This is a genomic window from Nocardioides bruguierae, assembly GCF_023656415.1.
In the GTDB taxonomy this organism is placed as follows: domain Bacteria; phylum Actinomycetota; class Actinomycetes; order Propionibacteriales; family Nocardioidaceae; genus Nocardioides; species Nocardioides bruguierae.
In genome coordinates, this window is record NZ_JAMOIL010000038.1 from 1 (window position 1) to 14,873 (window position 14,873).

12 protein-coding genes are annotated in these 14,873 nt (G+C 62.1%); 3 read left to right on the top strand and 9 right to left on the bottom strand.

The window, feature by feature from the left end; translation table 11 throughout:
- The first annotated feature begins 132 nt into the window (after positions 1-132).
- A complete protein-coding gene (locus M8330_RS19725; protein ID WP_250828730.1) occupies positions 133-606 on the top strand; it encodes an NUDIX hydrolase in 474 nt (157 codons plus the stop codon).
- Positions 607-1,407: 801 nt separating this feature from the next.
- Here M8330_RS19725 and M8330_RS19730 read toward each other — a convergent pair.
- The 5 genes from M8330_RS19730 to M8330_RS19750 form a co-directional block, all read right to left on the bottom strand.
- On the bottom strand, positions 1,408-2,439 hold the full coding sequence (locus M8330_RS19730; RefSeq protein ID WP_250828731.1) for a methyltransferase: 1,032 nt from the start codon (positions 2,437-2,439) through the stop codon (positions 1,408-1,410).
- A 1-nt stretch (position 2,440) separates the two neighbouring features.
- On the bottom strand, positions 2,441-3,598 hold the full coding sequence (locus tag M8330_RS19735) for a cytochrome P450 (RefSeq protein WP_250828732.1): 1,158 nt from the start codon (positions 3,596-3,598) through the stop codon (positions 2,441-2,443).
- Between the two features lie 333 nt (positions 3,599-3,931).
- On the bottom strand, positions 3,932-5,479 hold the full coding sequence (locus M8330_RS19740) for an AMP-binding protein (protein ID WP_250828733.1): 1,548 nt from the start codon (positions 5,477-5,479) through the stop codon (positions 3,932-3,934).
- A complete protein-coding gene (locus M8330_RS19745) occupies positions 5,476-6,618 on the bottom strand; it encodes an arginine deiminase family protein (protein WP_250828734.1) in 1,143 nt (380 codons plus the stop codon). Before M8330_RS19745 ends, M8330_RS19740 begins: the two co-directional genes overlap by 4 nt.
- Before the next feature lie 2 nt (positions 6,619-6,620).
- On the bottom strand, positions 6,621-7,874 hold the full coding sequence (locus M8330_RS19750; RefSeq protein WP_250828735.1) for an MFS transporter: 1,254 nt from the start codon (positions 7,872-7,874) through the stop codon (positions 6,621-6,623).
- Positions 7,875-8,703: 829 nt separating this feature from the next.
- On the opposite strand from M8330_RS19750, the gene M8330_RS19755 reads away from it, so the two are divergent.
- Positions 8,704-9,834, top strand: coding sequence for an alpha/beta fold hydrolase (locus M8330_RS19755; RefSeq protein WP_250828736.1), 1,131 nt, complete (start codon positions 8,704-8,706; stop codon positions 9,832-9,834).
- Between the two features lie 109 nt (positions 9,835-9,943).
- Here the strand turns inward: M8330_RS19755 and M8330_RS19760 are convergent, their stop codons facing one another.
- Positions 9,944-10,705 (bottom strand): class I SAM-dependent methyltransferase, encoded by a 762-nt coding sequence (locus tag M8330_RS19760; RefSeq protein ID WP_250828737.1) that lies wholly within the window; start codon positions 10,703-10,705, stop codon positions 9,944-9,946.
- Positions 10,706-11,210: 505 nt separating this feature from the next.
- Here M8330_RS19760 and M8330_RS19765 point away from each other — a divergent pair.
- Positions 11,211-11,534 (top strand): hypothetical protein, encoded by a 324-nt coding sequence (locus tag M8330_RS19765; RefSeq protein ID WP_250828738.1) that lies wholly within the window; start codon positions 11,211-11,213, stop codon positions 11,532-11,534.
- Positions 11,535-12,293: 759 nt separating this feature from the next.
- Here M8330_RS19765 and M8330_RS19770 read toward each other — a convergent pair.
- The 3 genes from M8330_RS19770 to M8330_RS19780 form a co-directional block, all read right to left on the bottom strand.
- On the bottom strand, positions 12,294-12,821 hold the full coding sequence (locus tag M8330_RS19770) for an HD domain-containing protein (RefSeq protein WP_250828739.1): 528 nt from the start codon (positions 12,819-12,821) through the stop codon (positions 12,294-12,296).
- Positions 12,822-12,972: 151 nt separating this feature from the next.
- Entirely contained in the window at positions 12,973-13,245 is a 273-nt protein-coding gene (locus M8330_RS19775) for a hypothetical protein (protein ID WP_250828740.1), read from the bottom strand.
- The gene (locus M8330_RS19780) at positions 13,242-14,852 is read right to left on the bottom strand and encodes a M23 family metallopeptidase (RefSeq protein WP_250828741.1); all 1,611 of its coding nucleotides are present in this window, start codon (positions 14,850-14,852) and stop codon (positions 13,242-13,244) included. The genes M8330_RS19775 and M8330_RS19780 overlap by 4 nt, the downstream gene beginning before the upstream one ends.
- Positions 14,853-14,873 lie beyond the last annotated feature (21 nt).

Here is a 14,873-nt window from a genome sequence, read left to right on the forward strand (position 1 = left end):
CGAAACCCTGTCATCCACCTGCGTCAGGTCGAGCGCGGCCAGCTGTTCTCCCACTACCTGGAGTCCTTCGAGCACGTGTGGGAGTCAGCCGACCCTCTGGTCGGATCTCCGGCGGCGTGACACGGTGGCCGCATGGGACGACGCATCGACTACATCGACGACCCGAACGCGCCGAAGGCGAACAGCGTCGTGCCCTCGGTTGTCGCGATCGTCCAGGACGACCAGGGCCGCGTCCTGCTGATCCACAAGACTGACAACAACCTCTGGGCGCTGCCCGGAGGCGGGCACGAGATCGGTGAGTCGATCACCGACACCGTCGTGCGCGAGGTGAAGGAGGAGACCGGCTACGACGTCGTCGTCGAGCGACTCACCGGCACGTACACCAACCCGAACCACGTGATGGCCTACGAGGACGGTGAGGTCAGGCAGCAGTTCTCCATCGCTTTCGCCGCCCGGCTCGTGGGCGGCGAAGCTCGGACGAGTTCAGAGAGCAAGCGTGTCCAGTGGGTTGAGCCAGCCAGCGCCGACGATCTTGAGATGCATCCGTCTATGCGTATGCGCCTCCAGCACGCGCTTGAGCCGTCCGAAGGCGTACGTCTCGGTTGACCGACCGGAGATGCGCCCGGGCCTTCGCCGTGAGCACTATAGTGCCTCTGCGCCCCAAGACGTTCCCGTCCCGGGAAGTGCCTCCGGACGGGGCTACCGGGACGCGGACTCGCTGACGGTACGAGGATATTCGTCGTTCGCGATTGACGTTCGGCTTGCGGGACCAACGTCTGTTTCCGAATGAATCCGTGCACTCATAGTGGCTGATCCCGACGGTCCGAGGTCAGAACACCCGAGCATGAAGGGTGCCCGTGTACTCAAGAGCCGCCTGCACACGAGCTGCTTGAACATCCCCTAGTGCGCCCGCGGGAGACATCGGGAGGCACTATGTTCATCCGAGAGGGCAATCTGAGCGTGAGCCGGTAACCCACAGAGGAAGATGCCTACCTGCGACTCGAATTCGCGGTGGGTCGTACCACCCCGTCAGCGGACCTATCTCGACGTCGACACCATTTTCCTCTCGACACTCTTGCTTGAGAGCTTCAACTATCGTGTGTCCCGGTTCGACTCCGCCCCCACCCCCCGCAATCCCCAACGCTGATCGCCGCAAGACTGGCGCACCAAGAGCACGGACTGGCTCGTATCGTCCACCACTGCCCCGTGCACGCTGAACCGAAAGGGATCGTTGAATGCCGCTCGCACATGGGCCAAACGGTGATCGGTAAACAGCGCCTCCCAGCAGCGCCTGTCCAAGGCCTATCAACTTGCCACAGGGCTCAGCCTAGGGCGTGTCCTCGTAGGCGATGAACTCGACCCAGGTCGCTACCAGCGATGCACGCGGCCGCAGGGGCTGGGACGGGCCTATGGGAGAGTTGCGACCTCTGCTTCGACGACAAGAATCCCCGACGAACCACGCGCTTCGCGGACGACTTTGAAACCAGCGGTGACCAGGAGATCAGTGTACTCAGTCGCTGATCTATCAGCTCCACCGAAGAGTACGAGCATGTTGAGATCCCTCATCGCGGCGCCAAGAAGGTCATCCTTGTGCTCACCCGAGAACTCGATCACGACAAGTCTCGACGCCCCCCCCATTGATTCGCGGACTCGATGCAGAATCGTGACAGCGGACTCATCATCCCAGTCATGAAGAACAGATTTAAGTATGAAGACATCTGCCGAGATCGAAAGCGGCTCGAAGAATGAACCTCCCCTAACGGCACATGCGGCCTCTACTCCGTACTCGTGCACAGTACGGCGGATGATCGGTAACAACGACATTTGGTCGAACGCTATGCCGCGCAATTCAGCGTGCTGCGCAACCAGCTTCGCGAGAAAACTACCGTCACCGCACCCGATGTCGGCGATCCGGCTGCGAGCAGGCAGGTCGATCAAATGCGTGATCTCGTCAAAGAAGAAGTCCGTACTTCTCCGCGAGAGCCGACTCAGCGAATCGACCTGATCGGGGCTTGCGTCAAGGACTGACCAAGGGTCACGCTCGAGAGCAACTCGAAACCCAGATTCCCCGGTTCTCAAACTGGTGCCCAGTTTCGCCCACGCAGCATAGTGTTCGTTACCAAGAAGCCTGGCCAATCCGGCCAACGTACCAACATCCGATCGCAGAGTGGCACCCAGCTCGGTCAGAGCCACGCGCTGCCCCTCGACACGCACAACTTCTAGTCCCTGCAGTGCCGGCAGGAACCGCCTCATCATTTTCTCCGAGATTCCAGTCGATGCAGAAAGCTCGGATATGGAGCAGCTGCCACCAGAAATCGCGTCAATGACTCCCACCTCGACTGAGGTCGCGAGGATCTGCGTCATCATGAACCCATGCAGACCCGCAGAAACGCGTCCAGCGGCCGCAGCAGCGGCGTCTGAGGAATTGCTCTCCGACACCTCAAAGACCCTTCCTTGGCCGAGCCGAGATACGTAGACTTTCCAAGTTCCTCAAGGTTGCCGAGTGCATGTAAGTCGGAGCTTCTGTGAGCTCCAACCCAATGTGCACCTCTCCAAGGGCACGCAACAAACTTTGCACCCATTGCTTCCCAAGTGGCGTCCCGGCACATACATGTGCTCCCCAGCCGAAGCCGAGATGGCGATTAGGCGTTCGAGTGAGCACGATATCGTGCGGCCGATCGAAGACGCTGGCATCCCGGTTCGCGGCGGAGAAGAGCACGACGACGGCTTGGCCACGCTCCACGACTCCACCCTCGAACGCATGCGTCTTGGTGACGTACCGCATGGTTCCTTGTGCGGGACTCGAGTACCTCAGGAACTCATCGGCAGCCACTGCGTAGTCGCACGCCTGAAGAGCAGACAGGAGCTCCGGTCGGCACAGCTCCAGCAGGATTTCGCCGGTGAGAGCGTAGAGCGTGCTGAAGCCCGCATTGAAGGCAGCGGCCAAGGTGTTCTCGACGTAGTGAGGAGGAGCGCCACAGGCAATCCCAGCATCCCTCGCTTGCCCAACTAGCGAGGAATTTGCAGCCTGCGCCATCCACTCAGCCATATAGCCCCCGAGCCTCAGGGTTGCAGAGATTCCTGCGTGCGAGCGATCAGGATCCAACTTGGCATCCATCGCGCGTGTGATTCCGTCGAAGATCTCCATGTATTCGTCGACGCCGGGAGACGGAACGCCCAAGAGGTCGCACGTCACCGTCAACGCAGCCGGGGCGACCACCTGTCGCATCACCTCAAGCGGTTGGTCACCGGTCTCCCGCAGACGCTGAACGAGGACCGAAGCCTCTCGAGCACAGCTGTCTGCAGCATCCTCCCCGCCGATCAGGTTGCGTAGAGCAGACCGCAACTTGGCATTGTTTGGGGGATCGTCAGTTTGAACCTGGAGGAATCGGTCCGGGATCTCGGCGCCGACTCTTCGAGCGTCACGGGCAAAGGTGCCGTGGTCTCTCAAAACTGTCTGACAATCCGAGTGCCGCGTGAGGACGTACGCACCCATTTGCTCGTGCCAGTGCACCGGATCACTTCTACGCAAGGCATCGTAGACGGGATATGGATTGGCGATGACCCGCGGGGAGAGGGGATCGTACTTTACGCTCATGGCTACGCTCCGGAAAGATAGTACGGAATTCAGCAGTTCGCTCGGCCCGGGCAGGCTGGCGAGCCATCGAAGATGACTCGCCAGCCAATGAGGTTACTTCTTACCCGGGTTGGGCAGCGAGACCGGAATGGTCACGTGGTCGTAGCACATATTCTTCCTCCTCTCCAAACCTCCGCGTCCGGCGACTCCTGGATATCATCTTGAATCCAGTACCGGTCGCAGTAGAAAACTTTGAAAAACATTGCACAGCCCGGCCCGGCCTTCCGCCACGGCCAAGGGCAGCCAAGCGCTGGCACCGTCTCGAGAGCCCGTCGAAACGCGCGCTTCGATTGATCACGTTAAGGTGTGCAGATATCGCATATCGGCTTTGCCATTCACGGTGATCGGTAGATGCTCGTGGACGGTCACGCGGATGGCTTCTCGGCGAAAGAGTGGAACTGCCTCGATCTCGGCCCGAACCAGGTCTTTTGCCGCCCGCTCGTCTCCATCCGGAGTGACAGCGATGTGAGCAATGACGGATGCAAGAGATCCATCCACGGACGGAATCAGGACCGCCTGAACAACGCCGGGGAGTTCGAGGATGCGAGAGGTCAGCTCCCTCAAGGACAGGTCTTGGCCATCAACAGCGACGGCACTGGCAACCCGTCCGTGGTAATGAAAGACCCCTTCCCGGTCCTGATGGACCAGGTCACCCGTCCGGTAGTACCGATCACCGGACCCATAAGTGCCAAAGTTTGAATTCGACGGCAGAGTTGGATCCCAGTACCCCTTGGCGACCGACACGCCAGACACCACCAGTTCTCCCACGTGGCTGCAGGCCACGGGTTCATTTGTGCCCGGTTCCGCCACGATAGCCTTCACGTGCTCGAGCGGCGTCCCTATTGGAACGTCGGCGGGCCAACTTGCGGGGCTCCCTTCAAGCGTGAACGACAAGGCATCTTGAAATTCGGTGGCTCCGAACTGGTTATGAAGCGCGGCGCCGGATTCGGTGAAGAAATGTCTCAGTGTGTCGGTGATTCGAAGTGCCTCGCCGGTGGTTAGAACATGGTCGAGCTGCAGACTCACAGACTCACGCCGTGCTCGTTCCGCTAAGAGGCCTAGTAGACTTACAGGCGCGAAGAGAGTATCGACGTTGCAGTTCCTCAGATATTCCAACGTCATGGACAGATCCACGCGAATCTCAGGCGGGATGAGCACCAACGTGCCTCCCAGGCACAACGTGGAAAAAATTTCATGAAATGAGAAGTCGAACGCAGTCGAGCACAATTGTGCAGTCCTCCATCCGGGAGCACGGCTGATCTTGTGCCCGTGCCAGTAAAGCAGGGGCAGAAGAGAACTGTGCGTCATGCAAACGCCCTTGGAGTCCGCGGTGCTCCCGGTGGTAAACATGATGTACGCAGGCCGGTCGAGCGCCGCAATGGACGACCATCCGCTCTCGAAGTCGCTCTCGACGTCGACGTCGACGTCGACGTCGACGTCGACAGTGCGGCTACCGAATTCGGGCCACAGGTCCGGCTTCCCCGCCGCGACTGCGACTGCATTCACAGGTAGTGACTGAAAGCGTTTGAGGACCGTCGCAATCGGCTCACGGTAATCCCCGGGAACATACGTCGCTCCCATCTTCAAGATTGCCAACATCGTAGCGATCTGAACAGGACCGGGGAGCATACTGATTCCGACCACATCTGACGGGCCGATATTTTGGTTCAAGAGCTGGCGCTCGACGTTGCAGACAAGTCGATGAAGACTGGCGCTACTCATCGTCTGCTCTCGGAGAACTAGCGCGGTACCGGTGGGATCGGCCTGCACCCTCTGCGCAAACAAATCGTATATGTTCTCACACGGCGTAGAAATGTTGCCCTCGGCCGCCAACGGGCTCACGACGATATTCCGAGCAGGTCTTCGCCCTTGCCTTCCCGGCGTACATCCCACGTCGCGCAGTGTAGGGAGCCGCCAAATTCGTACACTCCGCGGAACGGGATGGTGAGGACCTCCAGTCCTTCCCGGGAGAGTAATTCGTGTAACTCATGCTCATTCTCTTCGCAGATGACGACGTCTGGAGACAGGCTCAGCACGTTCATCGACAGCCACTTGGAAGATTGGCAGAACTCCGGCATCTGGTCATTCGTCAGCGATGGTTGCGGCGCGTCTACGAGCTTCCAACCGCTGTCGAGAAACAGCTTGTCCTCGCCCTCCAGTATGGGTCGCTCAGGGTTCGTGAGGATCAGACCAGGTCGGAGAGGTACGAATGTGCAATCAATGTGCGACGGGAAGAGGTCGAGAGGGAAATGAACAGCGTGTACGCGGATGCCCCGATCCTGAAGATGTCTTCTCAGCCACTCGATCCCCGCGCGGTTGGTGGTCATCGACTCCTGGATGATGATGTCATTGCCGAACCGGCTCGCATCGGCGGCATCGAACAACACCTCTTCTTGCGTCACGCAGAACTCGAAGTCGTGCATGCGCTTATGACGCTCGACGAGAGGCCATTCCCAGAACTCCTGCCGATACATTCTATCGTGCATGGATGGCTTCGGGGCGGCCGTCCAACGGACGTTCTGATCTTGCTTCCAGTATCCTCTCACAATGTCTCTGTAAGGCAAGTACTCGAAGAATCGCGCACGACGTGACATGGGGGCTTCGATGATCTCGCTACCGACCGTGATCAGGACGTCGCGTGGGCACACCGCGCAGTACTGGTTCTCAACCGAGAAGTCTGGTGAGACCAGTTGCGTTGAGAAATCGACCGGGCTCGGACGCCGTACAACGACGTCCCAGTCTTGGAGCAACTGAACCAAGCCCTGCAGTTCCTCGTTAGCCTGATCAATGACGTGTTGAGGCTTTGGCCCTGTGGGAAACGGGTTACCTTCCCTGCCTCCTCGTCGTTGAGGCCTAGAGCCGGGCTCGGTTGGTTCGTAGTTCGCCCCGACAGCAGTACCGACCACCATCTCGCGGAGGCGGTCCCACTCGTTCCAGGCCGACACCACGCAGTCAGTAGGCATTGAGTCAAGAAGGGTCATTGTTAGCTCTTTCCACTGGTGACGGTTCCGTCGTGAGAACCTGTGTAACAGATCAGAGATTTGTTGGACGCTAGTGCGACAGACGCGGCGACAGTGCAGACGCCACCGGCAACAACGCTGATGAGCGGGCCAAATGTGGCGGCCACCACGCCGGCGCGTAGGCCGCCGACCTGGGGGCCGCCCATGTTGACAATCATTTCAGCAGCCGAGACGCGTCCGCGAAGTTGGTCCGGCGTCGCCATCTGCGTGATCAGATTGCAAAACGATACCGCCAAGGCATCCAGCGCTCCCATGATTGCCAGGAGGGCGCAACTAAGATACACGCTCCTGGAGACGCCGAATACCATGGTAAGAATCCCCCAAACCAGGCACAGCTGTACAAGATGCTTTCCCGGTCGCTGACTATGGGAAACGCTGCCAGAGAGGGCGCTCCCTACCGTGCCGCCAACAGCTGTTGCGGCGGTCAGTATCCCTAGTACCTCAGGAGCGCCTTCGAAGAACTCGTCGTTGACCACCGGAAGAATGGCCAGCGGCATTCCGAGCAGCGTAATACTCAAGTCAGCGAAAAACGTCCCTCGCAAAACTCGTGACCGGATAACGAAATTCACGCCCTCGGCGACCTGGCTGAGCATGGGCGTCGCCTTGTTGCCAAGTGCAGCGGGCATCGACGGAAGTCTGACGACGGAATACAGGGCGATAGCGAAGCTGACCGAGTCTATAAGGTAGCAAAGTGCAAACCCTCTCGTTGAAATTATTACGCCAGCAAGCAGGGGGCCCAACGCTTGTGCGACGTACTTCGACAGGTTGATGCTAGCGATTGCGCTACCCAACTGATCGGGATTGACGACGTTGGGAACGACGGCCCGTCGTACCGGGACCTGAATGGCACCGATGCTCGATTGGACAAAGACGAGCACGAACAGCAGCACGATGGAAGAAATGTCTAGATGCGCCTGTGCCCAGAACAGAGCCGATAAGGCCGTCGACATTATCCCGGTGACGAGGAGCACGAACTTCCTGTCGCGCGAGTCGCCGATAGCGCCGCCAAGAAGTGCCAGCGTCAGCATGGGGATGACATACACCGCTCCCACTGCGCCAAGCGCGATTGCAGAGCCCGAGATTGAGTACACCTGTAGCGTTACAGCAAATACGCCAACTTGACTTCCCAACTGCGATAGTGAACTGCCCACCCAGAAGCGCCTGAAGGCGGGGTTCTGCTTGACTGCGGAGAGGTCCACAAGTGCGCGGAGCGCCATCCGAGGCGTCTTGCGCCTATCCCAATGTACGAACTTCATCTATCCGTTTCCCGCAAGCGTCCCGAGGTCAAGGACATTCTTGGGTGCAGGGTGGCCCCTGTCAAGCAATGCTTGAGGCTTCGTACCTGGCGTGGGGTGGGACGGTCTACCGCGCATGAGGAGCGTGCGTAGGCATTAGTGCTCGCAGTTCCCGCGCGCGACTCGGCGGTGGCGTTCGAGGAGGCCATTTGCGGCGTCGGTGCCGCCGTTGTTGGCGCGCCCGCTGTCCAAGTAGGCCCGGAACGCTTCACGCTTCACGCCTCTGCTTCAACGTCTTCCCGAGCCGCTCAATCTTCGAGATCGGACACGTCGCGGCGAATGCTGCTGCGGAACGGAGCCGACCGGGGCGCGACCAGGCGGTGTAGACGACCGCCGATTCCGGGCTTGTCCATCAACACAGCGGCTCTGTCTCACGGACGAGTCCGGTCACTGCACCTGATTGTTGGTGAGGTCCTTGGTGAGGTCGACTGTACTTGGCCCGCCGGGCTGTCTCGGGCGCGAGCGGTGGCAGCGGCGAGACATTCGACCCGGGCCGCGGGAGACATCGACGATCTGTTTGACCGTCGGCGGATGCGGTTGTCGGAGCCCAGCGCGGCCACACGCAGGAATGCAGTGAGCGCGCTGACTGTCGCAGCGCGCTCGGTCGTCATGTGCTCGCGGGCGGTGACAAGAATCCTCAGAGCCCCTCGGGTGCTGTCGCTACGCGGCGGCGGAGCTGCTCGGGCTCGAGGGACGGTACTGAGCTGGCGGTCCCGTGGGCGTTCAACAGGTCGGACTTACCCGCACCGCGATGGGCTCGTGCATCCATGCGCGCTGCGTCTTGACGAGGTCATACGGATCTGGAGGCCGCGAAGCTGCTCGTGCGGAAATTCTCCGATCATGTCCTCGCGTAGGTCGCCAGCAACCTCGCCATCCGGGTAGTGTGCGCCTGGTGGAGAATGACATACCTGTTTTAGCTTCCGGCCTACTTCGAGTGGACGGGCCGCACAGCATCTACTGGGAAGAGTCGGGCAACCATTCGGGGATCCCCTGCCTCTTCTTGCATGGTGGGCCAGGCGGAACCTTGGCGAGAGGTGGCTATCGGCGCAGGTTCGATCTTCGCAAAGCTCGAGTTGTCGGCATTGATCAGCGAGGCTGTGGGCGCTCGATCCCCAACGTGATGACCGCCGGCTACAACTTGGCTGAAAATACGACTACCGAACTGATTCGCGACATCGAAGCCGTGAGAGAGCACCTAGGAATCGACCGATGGTTAATCAACGGCGTCTCCTGGGGGTCGACCTTAGCGATGGCATACGCCATCAAGCATCCCGAGCGAGTGAGTGGAATCGTGCTCTTCGCCGTCACCGTGACGGATCGCTGCCAGGTCGACTGGATAACAGACCGTGTGCAGATGGTCTACCCCGAGGCATGGAACCGGCTTGTCAGCTTCGCGGAACGCGAGCTGCGGGGCTTCGACCGACGCGACGCGCGTGTCGTGGATGCGTATGCAGAACTGATGCGCAGTGACGATATGGACCTGCTTGCGCGGGCGTCCATGGAATGGTGCATCTGGGAGGACCAGCACATCTCAGTCGGGACGGGGGATCTTTCTCTCGACCCCAAGTGGCTCGACAGTGCGTTTCGAATGGCCTTTGCTCGACTTGTCACGCACTACTGGTCACACGACGCCTTCTTGCCGGAATCGATTCTTGACCAGACAGCCAGCATCTCCCATATCCCACTCACCATGATTCATGGGCGTCGAGACGTGAGCGGTCCGGCCCGATTCCCATGGGAGCTGCATCAGCGACATGAGAATAGTGAACTGATCATGGTCGAGGATGAGGGACATGGTGGCGCCAAGATGGTGAAGGAGTGGACGGCGGCGAACGACCGACATCTCTCCCGGATAGCGAGTATCGCTTCCGGTCCGAACTGAGTCGGCGCGGCTGGGGGCGGTGCGCGAGCCGATTCAGGTTCGGCGGCGTGCCGGTCGCCGTCAATGAACGAACATGTCCTAGCGGTCAGCACTTCTCTGCCGAGGGGAACTATCGGACCGCAACGACGTGCATGCGGGGGTCGCTGTTGGTCAGTGGACGCTCATCACTGCCGAAGATGTCGACCGACTGGAAGCCAGCGTCGTGGAGCCAATTAGTGAGCGCGTCGGCCGTGAGGACCCTCATCGCGAATGACGAGTGCGATTGGGAACCTGAGTAGTCGTAGGTTCGATCCATGATGTGCCAGATCCCGTCAGCCGTCACGTAGTTGACGTCGCGCACGGTTCCGTAGGTCATGTCGAAGGTCTGGACGATCTTTTCAGTCGCAGAGAGGTTGTTCAGCAACCATTGACCGTTCATGATCTCCATCACCAGTCGTCCGCCTGGCTTCAGTGCAGAATAGAGCCTCTCAAGGCATCTCTTGCTGCTTTGGTCCGAATCGTAGCCGAACGACGTGAACCAGTTGATGGCGAGATCGAACTCCATGTCGAAGGTGCAATCTTCGATATCTCTCGTGATCAGGACCACCTGCGCGCTCGACTTGGCCTTTGCGTGCTCAATCATGAACGGGCTGCGATCGACACCAACATACTCGTGCCCCGCGCTTGTGATGGGGTCGGCGAAGCGGGCTTGCCCACATGGAGCATCCAGAATCCGATATTCCCTGTGCGAGATTTCCGCCAATTGCGAGATGCGCGCCCACTCCTTCTTCGTGGATGCGACATCCTTCCGTTCATCCGTCCACAGGGCGTAATGGGCATCAAAAGCGTCTCCGGCGTCCGACATCACAGTTTCCCAACTTCCAGAGTTCATGGGCTTGAACGTTTCGAGATCGTGGTCGCGATGCCTGCAGTGACCAGTCGGGGAGTTCTTCGTCCTCACCGCGAACGGTTGTCGTGCAGCCACCCTCGCGACTCGACCGTTGTCACCTTAGGCCATCAAAGGCAGACGACGGATCTTGATCCTAGTTCATGCAAGGCTTTGTCTTGCGTCTTTCATTCACGCTGCTTGCTGAGCCTGACTTCCAGCTAGGTGGGTGCGCGACCGTGACGCTGGGGCTACCCAGGTCGTGCTCGCGGGCGCGACCCAGCCCATGGACATCTGACGTTGGACTCGCGCACTCTCCACGCGATGGGTAGTCAGTACGCACTGGCAGTAGGCGGATCCGTAGGCCCCGGCGTCGGGCGGATGCGTTGATCGACTACCTCGTGTCGGCCTCCGCCTCGATTCTGATGCGCATCTATTGGGCGGACCAGCTCGGGGCCGAGGACCGCCGTTTCGCGGCACACTGGGTGGACGTTCGCTATAGAGCCCGGGCATGCATTCGGGACTCAAGCTGGCTGCTGTTCTGTCTGCTCTCCTCTTGGCTGGCTGCTCGAGTGACGCGACGGCAACGGACGCTGGTGAGCAGTTCCTCGACGACTTCCAGGCGGCCGAGGATGCGGGCTGGGATGTGGAGATGCTGCAGTCCCTTGCCGATGGCCTGCCGAAGAGTGCGACAGTGACCGGCATCGCTGATGACGACGGTGATGGTGTGGACGACGACGGGCAAGTCAGCGTGACCGAGGATGGCGACTGGGCGTGCGTGATCCTGCCCGGAGAAGCTAGGGATGGGAACGTCTCTAGCGGAGCCTGCTCGTAGCATTCGCGCCGCGACAGGATAGTCCAGTTCGGGTTCGGCGCTTTGGCTGTGATCGGTGACTGCTAGCGCGGCTGGAGGCTTCGCGTATGGCGCATGCGAACGAGGCGGCAGTGCATCAGCCGGTACTGGCGACGCCCTCCTCGGGGCTGGCAGTGCATTGCTCTCCGTCCCCGCTGGAATGCTGACGGAGATGTGATGACTCTCGAATCAGCAGACCGGAGAAGGACTGCCTACGTAATTACTGTCGCGCTGATCCTCGTGTTGCTCGGTTTCGTTCTGCGTGACGTCTTCGATATGCGACTTTGGTTCGGCCTCCGCGTCACACGGGGAGAAACGCTGGGAAGCCGGGCCACGGCCCCTCGGAACCTTGGGATACCCGAGGCCGCTGAGACTACGACTGTTCCGTGGCTGATGAATAGTCCCCAGCGAGGTGTGCGCGTGGCCCAGCGCCGGGGCCGGGGACAGGCGACCCGGGCCAGGCCACGCGGCGTGCCGGCGCGATGGGGGAGGCCGTGCACGCGAGCAACCCGCGCGGTGACCGGTCTCGGGTCCGTTCACCGCGCGGGCTGTACAGCCATCCTAGACGATGGTCCAACCCGCTACCCGTTGCGCTGGCAATGGGATGGCTGTGAGCGCATGGTGGACGACGCCGGTCCGTTGCCGAGGATCAACAGGGGGGTCGGCGAGCCGGCCTAGTGACCGCGGCCCGGGATGCGAAGAGTGGGCTTCCCGGGTCGCGGTCCACTACCAACAGCGTTGTCAGACGACTCTGACGCCAATCGCCCGCGCGCAGGCTGCCCGGAGGGCGCCTTGCGACCGTTCGACTGCTCGAGCCACGGGATGTTGGGGCTCGTACCGATCAAGGATCTCGCGCACTCGGGTGTCGACGTCGACGGATACCCCCTGAGGTCCGGTCGTCATGTCGGCACAGGTGAGCTGATCGAGCAGGGCTTGGTCTGGCACGTCGAAGGCGAGCAGCTGCCCGGTCAGTCCACGTTCTTCCGCTTCGACCCAGGCGCCGCTGTGGTGGGCCACGAGGGCAACAACCTCGCGAGGGGCGCCGTGCAGGTCTAGGTAGGAGGCGCCGTCGATGGCGTGCATGCCGGTGGCGGCGTTCGGCACGCCGTAGCCGATGTCGTGCAGCCAGGCGGCGCCGACGACGGGTTCCGAGGCGCCAAGGTCGACGGCTCGCCGTGCCACGCCCTGTACGTGCAGCCAGCGGTCACCGGCGTCGCCGAGCAGCTCCTCGGCGAGGGCTCGGCACTCCGCGACGCTCCAGGTGGACACGGTTCGAGCGTAGCCACCGCCTGGAGCCGCGGCTCGGCGTGTGGTTGCCGAATTGCTCTCTACTGGATCAAGGCGCCGGCTGCGCCGGCGCCCGCGGCGGGCTCCGGGCGTGCGGCCTCCGGCCGGTCCCTGCGCCCGCCGCGTCACCTGCTCACTCAACCCAGACCAGCCGAGCGGGGTAGGCCTCGGATGCTGCTGCCTGTCCGGTGAACATCCAGCGGAAGTAGGCCTCCTCCGTCACAACGCGGACGACCTGTCGGCCGGAGGTGTCCGTCTCGAGCTCGCTGATGGCCCGGACGTCGTAGACGAACCCGTCCGGGCGCGAGAGAACGACCCGCTTGCCCCGCAACGTCGGCTCGTCCTGCGCAGGGCGGGGCGTCCGGGGCGGTGGTGCACCGAAGTACGGCAGGTGCTCGGCGCTCACGACGGGTCCGCCGGTGACACCGTCGCCAGCAGCACACCGGAGCGGTTGCACGTCGTCCGGGCCACGTGGAGGTAGTCCGCGTCGCCGGTGAGCCCGAGGCTGCCGCAGGTCGCTGCTCCTGCAGCTAGTCCGGCTTGCCTCAGATCACCCACCGGCGCGGCGACGAGGGGCGGGTAGCCGGCCGCCGAGAGGGACCCCGTGAGCTCACGCAGCGCGCGAGGGGCTGTCGCGGCGAGGGCTGGGAGGGTGCCGGCGTCCGTCCGGAACAGGGCCCAGGCCGTCCGGCCACGTTGGTCGACGGATCGCCCGAGCGAGAGCACGTCGGCGTCCCACACGATGAGTGGTTGGTCCCCGCCGCCGAGGGTGCTCCAGGGCGCGTCTAGGGCAGGAGTACGCGGAGCGTCCAGCGCGATGAGGAGATCAGGCCGGCGCGCGAGACCGCGGGTGACGTCCTTGGAGGAACCTCCCCGGATTACCGCGACGCGGAGGGTCTGTTGGTCGGGCTGACTAGCTCCGACGGCGACAACCTCGGGTTCGTGGCGGGAGGAGACGTGCTCGAGGAGCCACGGGGTCGGGTCGACGGGATCACCGCCGCCGCGTTGCACCTCGAAGTGCAGGTGACACCCGGTGGCGTTCCCCAGGTCGCCGACGGCACCGAGCACTTGGCCGGCGACGACCTGCTGGCCGTCCTCGACGTCGATCGACTGCATGTGGGCGTACCAGGTGACGACGGCGCCGGAGTCGATCTCGACGAGCCAGGTGCCCGCCCAGGCTTCGGTGGTGTCGACGGTGACAACGCCGGAGGTCGCGGCCAAGACGGTCCCGCCGCAGGCGGTGGAGAAGTCGGTGCCCGTGTGGGTGGTGGACCAGAAGCTGCTGACTCCGCCGAAGTTCTCCTGGTCGACGTAGGAGATCCCGGGCGCGAGCGGAAACACGACGTCGCCGTCTGCCACTGACAGCCCGCAGGCGGACGGGTCCACACTCCCGAAGTAGGCGGTGGGCTCCGTGTTGGCGCCACCGGCGGCATCCAGCAGCGCCTCGGCGAGGGGAACGTCATCGTCGTAGGCGTCGGGGAATGCCGACCGTTGGACTCGCTGGCCCGCCTCGCCGATCTCCATCGCCTGCCAGCCCGGCACGACGAGGAGATGCTGGAAGAAGAGGCGAGCGGACGTCGCCGGGTCCATGAGCTGCTGCATGGTTCCCCACCACGGCCACTGCTGTTGGAACACACCCAGCGACCCGTGGTCGCTCCCGACGGCGGTGTGGGGGAGCGAGAGGGATCGTTCGATGCCGGCTTGGTCCGACGCGAGCTCGCCCGATCCGTCGTTGGCGTAGACGGTGAACCGGGACTCTTGGGCTGCCACGGCCAGGGCCACGAGAAGGCCTCGCGGGCTCACGCCGAGTCGTCGGCCCTGGTCGATGATGGTCGCGGCGATGGCCCGTTGGGAATCGTCGAGGTCGTCGACGGCGGCGGAGTCAGCCAGGACCGTGCCGCTCGAGGTGCAGGACGACTCCGCGTTCGTGCTCCCTCCCATCACCGACATCACCATGACGGCTGGGAGCCCGATCAGCGTGGCGCCGGCGATGGCTCCAAGGATGACGACCATCGCGACCCCGAGGCGTGACAT

What these genes read in the sequence shown, in the direction of transcription:
- M8330_RS19780 (WP_250828741.1), bottom strand. Translation starts at nt 14,852, where the DNA reads ATGGTCGTCATCCTTGGAGCCATCGCCGGCGCCACGCTGATCGGGCTC.
- M8330_RS19735 (WP_250828732.1), bottom strand. Translation starts at nt 3,598, where the DNA reads ATGAGCGTAAAGTACGATCCCCTCTCCCCGCGGGTCATCGCCAATCCA.
- M8330_RS19760 (WP_250828737.1), bottom strand. Translation starts at nt 10,705, where the DNA reads ATGAACTCTGGAAGTTGGGAAACTGTGATGTCGGACGCCGGAGACGCT.
- M8330_RS19765 (WP_250828738.1), top strand. Translation starts at nt 11,211, where the DNA reads ATGCATTCGGGACTCAAGCTGGCTGCTGTTCTGTCTGCTCTCCTCTTG.
- M8330_RS19725 (WP_250828730.1), top strand. Translation starts at nt 133, where the DNA reads ATGGGACGACGCATCGACTACATCGACGACCCGAACGCGCCGAAGGCG.
- M8330_RS19755 (WP_250828736.1), top strand. Translation starts at nt 8,704, where the DNA reads ATGGGCTCGTGCATCCATGCGCGCTGCGTCTTGACGAGGTCATACGGA.
- M8330_RS19745 (WP_250828734.1), bottom strand. Translation starts at nt 6,618, where the DNA reads ATGACCCTTCTTGACTCAATGCCTACTGACTGCGTGGTGTCGGCCTGG.
- M8330_RS19750 (WP_250828735.1), bottom strand. Translation starts at nt 7,874, where the DNA reads ATGGCGCTCCGCGCACTTGTGGACCTCTCCGCAGTCAAGCAGAACCCC.